Raw genomic sequence first — 6,563 nt, 5'->3', positions numbered from 1 at the left:
GTATTTTAACAAATAAAGCAGAAATATATAGTTTGCCTTTAAAAGATAAAGACTCAACACCAAACAATAATAATTAAATAAATTATACTGTAAATAATAATTATTTACAGTATAATTTATTTTTTAAAAAATATTTTAGACATCTTTCTTTTGAATGAAAAAATCTTTTATATATTTGTTCAAAATATTAAATATTTACTATAATTAATATTTATTCTTATTCCCCATAAGAAAACCCCATTTAGTAGATTTGTAATAAATTACTCAATGTTTCTTTCTAATTTAAAAACAAGTATAGAAAAAATCATTTTTTCTTTTTATACGTAAATATGCGTAATTGTGTTTATGTATGGTGTTTAATACTCTATCTAGTCTTTGTATAAATAATTTGTTAATGTTTTATCAAAATGATTTAATTACTGTTTTTAAACATAATTTGTAGTGAACTAGTAGAAAACTAGTTAAAATAAAGAATAAAAATATAAAGTAAATTTATAAATCAACTATTAAAAACGAATAATAAACGATTAATAATATAACATTATCGAAAAAAAATAATCAAATAATCAATTTAATCTAAGTTTATCTCTTATTATCTTAATCGCCCCAACGCTTATGAAATTAATATTACTTATACGTAACAGTATATATGTAGGAAAAATAAATTTTAAAAATGTAATTAATAGTTTAGTCTTATTTTTTACAATTTTTACTCTTCAATCCCAAGAAACATTATCCCAAGAGTTTAATGAAATAAATCCAGAATTTTCTGATGAAGCCTATGAGACTTTTGAAGAAGAGTTTTATGCAAATACTTTTTATGTTTCAAAAGATGTGAACGTTAATGAGTTAGAAACCTCTGTTTCTAATAATTATGTTTTAAAACTAAAAAATAATACTACAACGACCCTTATTGATTTTGGCTGTGCAGGTACTGTAGGAGGTACAGCTGATGGAGATGATTTTGATGGAGATGGGGTATGTAATGAAGATGATATTGATGATGATAATGATGGTATCTTAGATGTAGAAGAAGGTTGTTCTTCTGGTATCCCAACAGCTCAAGTGAGTAGTAATGGATATGATTTACAGGCATTGCAGTTAGGGCATCATGGAATTCTCTTTAAGTCTAATACTGGGGGTTATGCTATAGCAGGTGAGGAGCTTGATGGAGCAGGAGGCAATCAATTGACTTTAACAGAAATGACTACAGCTAATGGTTATGCAAGAGGAGAAGAAATAGCTTTTGGAGTGCTTGGAGGTACAACTGGAGGTATTTTCATTTTAGAGAATGGAGATTATGCTACTGTTGGGCAAGCAGGTCATTTGACTTTGAGTCTTACTGTAGGTACAGAATGGACAATTCATACAGATTCGGCAAATCATCCAGGATTTCCTGCCACAGTAAATTCGGTAGATGATATTGTAACTTTTAGAGTAACGGCTGGAAACACTACTCCAATAGGTATTCTTAGTATGTTGGATAAGGCTGGTAATTTATATTATAACGGGTATGGAAATCAATTTTCTTTTGGAAATGCTGGAAATAGTACTTTTGCAAATGGTTGGTTAGCTTTTCCGGCATTACCTAATGGTGCTACAGTAGTAAATTATGCTATAGGTTTAAATGGTGGAGCACTTGCTTTTGTTTATGCTAGTGATGGTAATTTATACACATTAGGTAGTGATGTGTTTTTAGGAGATGGTTCTAGTGTTCAAGATTCAGCAACATGGTTACAGGTAACTCTTCCGGCCACTTATACTGCAGGAGAAGCTCCTGTGCAAATAGAAACAAATGGTAGGGCCTATTATTTATTAGCACAAGATGGTACTTTATATACTATGGGTTATAATACATATGGAGTATTAGGTTTGTCTGGTTATGCTCATGCACAATCGCAAACAACGTGGGCAGTAGTTGGAACCGGTTCTACAGAAGGGCCCTTAACAAATGTAAAATTTGTAAATACAAGTTCCGAAGATACAACTAACCCTGCAGCTTCAGTAATATTAGATGATGGTTCTGTTAGATCTTGGGGGCATAATTCTCAAAATCAGATTGGCCTTTCTTCAGTTGTTACTTGGACTTCAGATGTTTCTACTCCTTCTGTAGAATCTGGTTATGTTATAGATAATGCTACATTTGTAGGAAGTGGGGGTCATTCAACGCCAATAGTACAGAACGGGCAAATTTATAATGTCGGACATAATTCAGGAGGTAGTTATGGTGACGGAACTACAGTTGATAGAACTGCTTATGCTCCGAATCCAACGCCAATGCCTATAGTAAATAGTTTTGTGGCTAATAGTGTTGCAGATTGTACATTAGATACAGATAACGATGGAACTCTTAATCACTTTGATTTAGATTCCGATGGTGATGGAATTCCTGATAATATAGAAGCGCAAACTACCTCAGGATACATTCAACCATCAACAGATGACGCAGCAACATACACAACAAATTCTGGTTTAAATTCAGCATATGTAGGTACTAATGGATTAACGCCAATTGATACAGATGAAGATCAAACAGTAGATTATTTAGATTTAGATTCTGACAATGCTCAAACAGATGACACTACCGAAGCAGGAATAACACTAGCAAATAATGATGCAGATCAAGATGGGTTAGATGACGCAGTAGATACAGATGATAGTAATTTTGGGCCTGTAAATGCAGGTATTACAAATGTTTTAGGAGCATATTCTAGCAATACATCTGATGTATTATGGAGAGAAAAATGTTTGTATGGAAAATTAGTAAAGAATCAATATGTAATATCAGCTTCAGGTAATGGGAGTAATTCTTGGGGAAGAGATACTGGTGTTGTTGGAGCTCCAGATGAAAATGGGGGAAATACTACTGTAAATAGAATTTCATTAAGAACTACAATAATATTAGAATATGCTGATACTTTTAGTGGAGGCTCAGTATTAACAATGTACGCACGTCATTGGACCGCTGCATGGGGAGGAGATTTTACCATCGCATTTTCAGAAGATAATAGTGTATGGACAGCAGAGTCTACCAATCAAAATATAGGAAGTACAACATATACTACATTAGATTACACAATACCAAGTAGTTTAACAGGGAATTATAAATATGTAAGATTTACAGCTACAAATACATCAGGAGGTACAGTATTAAATACTCTTACTTTATTTGATGCTGTTCAGGTATTAGAAGAGTACTGTAATTCTTGTCCTGCTGGTTCAAGTGCACCAGCTTTATCGGTAGCATCAATATCACTCGGATGCCCATCAACTACGGCAGATTTAACAAGTGTTACCGCAAGTAATGACACGGCTGATACAACTGTAACTTGGCATACAGGTACACCGGCAACAGATAGTAATTTAATTACCGATGTAACAGCAGTCTTGCCTGGTACTTATTACGCAGCGTTTTACAATGCTGCAAATACCTGTTATTCTGGAACTGATGGAGATGGAACAGGAACAGTAGAAGTGACAGTTGGTTTAGATAGTGATTGTGATGGAGTTATTAACTCAGTTGATATAGATGATGATAATGATGGTATATTAGATTTAGATGAATGTCCATCTTTAGATGGTGGAGATTTCTCGGGCAGTTCTAATGTATATACTTATACAGTAGATGGAGTTGCCGCATATACAATGGAAATTACGGGAGTTGGTTTAAATAGTTATCACTCATATTATTCATCTGGAACTGCTACAGCATTAGCATTTTCTGGTGCTACTGTTGCTACAACTCCCGAGGTGTTTACTGTTACAATTACCCCTATAATCCAAGGAGCTCATAATTTAAAAGTAATTTATGATAATAATTCCGCTGGTGATATTGTTCCATCTGGTATAAATCATATGAGAAGAGAAATTTTAAGTAGTGCAACAGCTAGTATGGAACTTTTACAAAGGGATGATACTTATACTTATGCACCCGAGTCTACAGCTTCTGTTGGAGAAGTTATTTCAGCACCATCTACAATGACAGTTCAAACTTCAGGATTTGGTGTTACTTGGACTGATCGTGATACACCTAGTACTACCGAAAATACAGTTAACAGAGATATATATCAAGTTCAATTAGAGCAATTTGTTGACCAAAATACACCTTTAGTATTTACCATAACTTATGAGCATCCATGGCGTGTTTTACAAGTAGATCATTTTGGTATATCTCTAGAATTAAGTTCAACTCGTTTTTGTGATACAGATCTTGATGGAGTATATAACAGTTTAGATTTAGATTCTGATGGAGATGGATGTACAGATGTGTCTGAATCCGGTGTAAGTCCAACTACTAATTTAGGTAATGGAAATGTTGTAAATGGAGACGGAATTACTAATACTACAAAAAATATTGGTGATGCCCAATTTATATTTACCGCAGCAGAAGATACAAATGGGGATGGATTGATAGATTCTGTAGATACTAATGGTGGATCGGGTACCTTAGACGGTGTTACGGAGTACACATCTACCTATGCAACAAATGCATTAGATGCAAATATTGCAACTTGTTCGTTTACCGGAACAGTAGAAATTTCAGAAGCTTTAAGTGTTGGAGAAACAGCTATAGTTACTGTTACAGATGAAGATTTAAATGCAAATGCTACGGTTGCCGAAACTATAGATGTAACAGTAACCAATAGTAATGGAGAGAGTGAACTTATAACCTTAACAGAAACAGGTATAGATACAGGTATTTTTATGGGTACAGTAAATACTACATATGGTAAAACTGCCGGAACAAATAATGATGGTACATTTAATACAACAGAAAATGACGTTTTAACGGCTACCTATGATGATGCCTTAGATGCAGGAGGAGCTGATCCAGTAGCGGTAACAGATACAGTAACCCTAGCTTTAGGAACCGATACAGATGGCGATGGCGTACCCGATCTTGTAGATTTAGACAATGATAATGATGGTATTTTAGATAGTGTTGAATGTGCGTTAATACCAACGATTATGACCGGAGGTCAAACAGGTACGCTTACTGATGGATCTGGAGCCACAGCAGATTATTCTATAGCAGAAAACGTTCTTTCAGGTTATAGCAGTACTGAGTATAACCTTACAACTAACGGAATAGAGTTGACTGCTGTTGGTGTTAATACTATTAACCCAGACAGTTTTAGTTATACTTTAAGTCTTAGTAATATTACCCCAGGTTACAAACCTATAATAAGGGTAAAGCAAGTTATTACAGAAACAGTAGGTAACAATCAAGCCGCGGATTATGAGTTTAATTGGTCAGGTGGAGAAAGTGCTCAATATTTTGATGAAGCTACTCCTGGTACTTCAATGTATACAGCTGGAGCTCCAACAGGTTTTGATTTAGACAATAGACAAATCATAGGATTATCAACCACAGGATCTATTAGTAGTGGAGGAGGTTTTAGAACTTATACAATTAATAATGTAAACGCTGAATGGTATGTTGATTTTCCAATGGATGTATCAGAAGTTACCTTAAGTAATAGTATTCTTACAGGCGGTACTTCTACTACGGTAGGTATAGATAATAAATACCCTGAATTAGGTTATAATACAGCTTCAGGAGAGGCCTTTAATGAATTTATCGCCTTTGAGGTTTATTTTGTACCAGATACAGATAACGACGGTATTTCAGACTGTTTAGACTTAGATTCAGATGGTGATGGTTGTCCAGATACCTTAGAAGGTGATGGCGGATTTACTTATAGCAATTTAGAGTCTACTACAGCACTAACAATCACAGATGTAGATACAGACGGAGTACCTACATCAGCCAATGGAGGTCAAGCAGATGTAAGCGCTACAGATGACACCGTACAATCAGACGAATGTGATTCTTGTAATACAGCCAGCACATTATTTACTGATAATGATGCAGATGGGGTAGGAGATGCTTGTGATTTAGATGATGATAATGATGGTATTTTAGATACCGATGAAGGATGTTCTAGAGTAATCACCCCTGTATATGTTTCTACTACATCTGTTAATACTAATGGTGCCTTTACTGATCCTAGTACAACAGCAAATGGTATAATTAATAGATTAAATGGTTCAGGTTCAGAAGGGTATGTTTATAACACAACTGCTGCTAATGGGGTGCAAAACCCAACTTTCACTTATAGTTTAGTTGTGACAGAGCATACTAATATTACTGGATTTGAAATGTATGGTATTGTTGGAACAAATAATTCAGAACAACTTAAATCATATTCATTACAAATAACAGATGATGCAACCAATGTGGTGGTTGTGAATACTACAGCAAATACATCTACAACCTTGTCTAATGGTACGGCATTAACAATTCCTTTAACACTTAGTACAGGATCATATACAATAGTACTTACAGATACAGATGATGAACTTTCTAATAGAGAGTTTAGTGAAGTTCAATTTGTAGGCTCACAATGTATAACAGACACCGATAATGATGGTATCCTAAATTACTTAGACTTAGACTCAGACGGCGATGGATGTCCAGATGCCTTAGAAGGTGATGGCGGATTTACTTATAACAATTTAGAGTCTACTACAGCACTAACAATCACAGATGTAGATACAGA

1 pseudogene is annotated in these 6,563 nt (G+C 34.5%); it reads left to right on the top strand.

Annotation, left to right across the window (positions count from 1 at the left end):
• Positions 1-615: 615 nt before the first annotated feature.
• A pseudogene (locus Q0733_RS12575) lies at positions 616-6,563 on the top strand (hypothetical protein); the annotation flags it as partial.

Source organism: uncultured Polaribacter sp., from assembly GCF_947500975.1.
GTDB lineage: Bacteria > Bacteroidota > Bacteroidia > Flavobacteriales > Flavobacteriaceae > Polaribacter.
This window is presented reverse-complemented; position numbering and strand designations above follow the sequence as displayed.